Source organism: Kitasatospora sp. NPDC059747 (genome assembly GCF_042732955.1).
Taxonomy (GTDB): Bacteria; Actinomycetota; Actinomycetes; order Streptomycetales; family Streptomycetaceae; genus Kitasatospora.
Genome location: NZ_JBHWGV010000269.1, coordinates 1 through 2,243 on the forward strand (window position 1 = coordinate 1; position 2,243 = coordinate 2,243).

Here is a 2,243-nt window from a genome sequence, read left to right on the forward strand (position 1 = left end):
AGCTGCATCCGGTTGTTTTGGTGGGTTTGGTGGGGGGGGTTGTTGGTCCCCCCCCCCCCCCCCCCGGGGCCCCCCCCCGGGGGGGCCCCCGGGGCCCTCGTGCGTCCCCGCGCGGTGGAGCCGTGCGGATCGTTCCCGCGGGGACGGGATCGTACGGCGCACGACTCCGGGGCCGGCCGCAGCCCGGGACGGCCGCTCAAAGCGTCCCTGGCCCGCCACAACCCCGGCGCCGTGCGCGAAGGCCGTCGATTCGACGGCCGACCCGGGGCCCGCCGGAGCCCCGTCGGCGGCAGTGGAGGCACGGGGACGCGTTGCCGTTCGTCGCGTCTCCGTCCCTCGGAAAACTGCCGCACTACCAACCTAAGACGTATCAGGGTGCGAGAAGTTACGCCCGGGGGGTGTGAGCTGCCTCTCGCCACGCTCCGTGTGCGCGTCGTACCGGGCCCATACCACACGTTCCGGCGCGGGCGACGTCACCCTCCCCGCAGTCACGGCAACCGAGCGTGATAGGAATCGTGGCATTCCGGTACGGACCGTCCCGCACCCTCGCAGCGTGGCGGCGGAACTGGGGAGGGAGTGCGCAGATGGCCAGGAACGTCGTAGTCACCGGCGGTGGCACGGGAATCGGGTTCGAAGTGGCGCGGCGGTTCGCCGAGGCGGGCGAACGGGTCGTGATCGTCGGCCGCCGCCGGGCGGTGCTGGAGAAGTCCGCGGCCGAGCTCGGGCCGAACGTCACCCCGCTGGTCTGCGACCTCGCCGACCCGGACGCCGTCGAGGCCGCGCTCGCCGAACTGCCCGAGCGCGTCGACGTGCTGGTGAACAACGCCGGCAGCCGCGAGACCGTGATCGGCGCCGGCCCGCACGCGCTGCTGGCGCGCTGGCGCGGCGATTTCGAGCGCAACGTGCTGACCGTGGTGCTGCTCACCGAGTCGATCCGCGACCGGCTCACCCCGGGCTCCGGCCGGGTCGTCACGATCAGCTCGATCGCCGCCCTGCGCGGGGCCGGCTCCTACGGCGCGGCGAAGGCCTCGCTGCACGCCTGGAACCACTTCCTGGCCGCCCAGTTGGGCACCTCGGGCATCACCGCGAACATCGTCGCCCCGGGCACGGTGGCGGGCACCGAGTTCTTCGGACCGCGGCTGGACGAGGCCGAGGTGGCCCGCCGCGCGGCGCGCACGCTGCTCGGCCGGATCGGGGAGACGGGGGAGGTCGCGGGGGCCGTGTACTTCCTCGCCTCGCCCGAGGCCGGGTTCATCACCGGCGAGATCCTGCACTGCAACGGCGGCGAGCTGCTCGGGCGTTGAGCCCCTGACGGTGTCGAGCCCCGGACGGCGTTGAGCTCCGGACGGCGGCGGGGGGGGGGGGGCGGGGGGGGGGGGGGGCGGCCCCCGGCGGGGGGGGGGGCCCGCCGGGCGGCGGGCGGGGGGGGGGGGGGCGCGCGGGCGGGCCGGGGCGGGGGGGGGGGGGGGGGGGGGGGGGGGGGGGGGGCGCGCCGCCCCCCGCCCCCGCCCCCCCCCCCCCCGCGCTCGTTTCGGGACGGCCTCTCGGGCCGGGCCGCTGGGGACGGCCGTCAGGCGGCGGCCTCGAAGCGGCGCAGCCGGAGGCTGTTGGTGACGACGAAGACCGAGGAGAAGGCCATCGTGGCCCCGGCGATCATCGGGTTGAGCAGTCCGGCGGCGGCCAGCGGGATCGCGGCGACGTTGTAGCCGAAGGCCCAGCAGAGGTTGCCCCGGATGGTGCCGAGGGTCCGGCGGGAGAGCCGGATGGCGTCGGCGGCGGAGCGCAGGTCGGCGCGGACCAGGGTGAGGTCGCTCGCCTCGATGGCGGCGTCGGTGCCGGTGCCCATGGCGAGGCCGAGGTCGGCCCGGGCGAGCGCGGCGGCGTCGTTGACGCCGTCGCCGACCATGGCGACCGAGCGGCCCTCGGCCTGGAGGCGTTCGACGACGGCGACCTTCTCCTCGGGCAGGACGCCGGCGATCACGTCCTCGGGGGCGATGCCGACCTCGGCGGCGACGGCCTCGGCCACCGCCCGGTGGTCACCGGTCAGCAGGACCGGGCGCAGGCCGAGCGCGCGCAGTTCGGCGACGGCCCGGGCGCTGGTCGGCCGGACCGCGTCGGCGACCTCCAGGACGGCCCGGGCCTCGCCGTCCCAGCCGACCGCGATCGCCGTCCGCCCGGCCGCCTCGGCGGTCCGCTTGGCCGCGGCCAAGCGTTCGGGCAGGGGCCGGGCGTGCTCCGCGAGG

The 2,243-nt window shown here is 77.0% G+C and carries 2 protein-coding genes; one reads left to right on the forward strand and one right to left on the reverse strand.

Annotated elements, in window-relative coordinates:
* The first annotated feature begins 584 nt into the window (after window positions 1-584).
* The gene (locus tag ACFV4G_RS43390) at window positions 585-1,304 is read left to right on the forward strand and encodes an SDR family NAD(P)-dependent oxidoreductase (protein ID WP_380449168.1); all 720 of its coding nucleotides are present in this window, start codon (window positions 585-587) and stop codon (window positions 1,302-1,304) included.
* Between the two features lie 266 nt (window positions 1,305-1,570).
* On the opposite strand, the gene ACFV4G_RS43395 is transcribed toward ACFV4G_RS43390, so the two are convergent.
* A partial coding sequence (locus ACFV4G_RS43395) for an HAD-IC family P-type ATPase (RefSeq protein ID WP_380449170.1) occupies window positions 1,571-2,243 on the reverse strand: 673 nt, incomplete at its 5' end.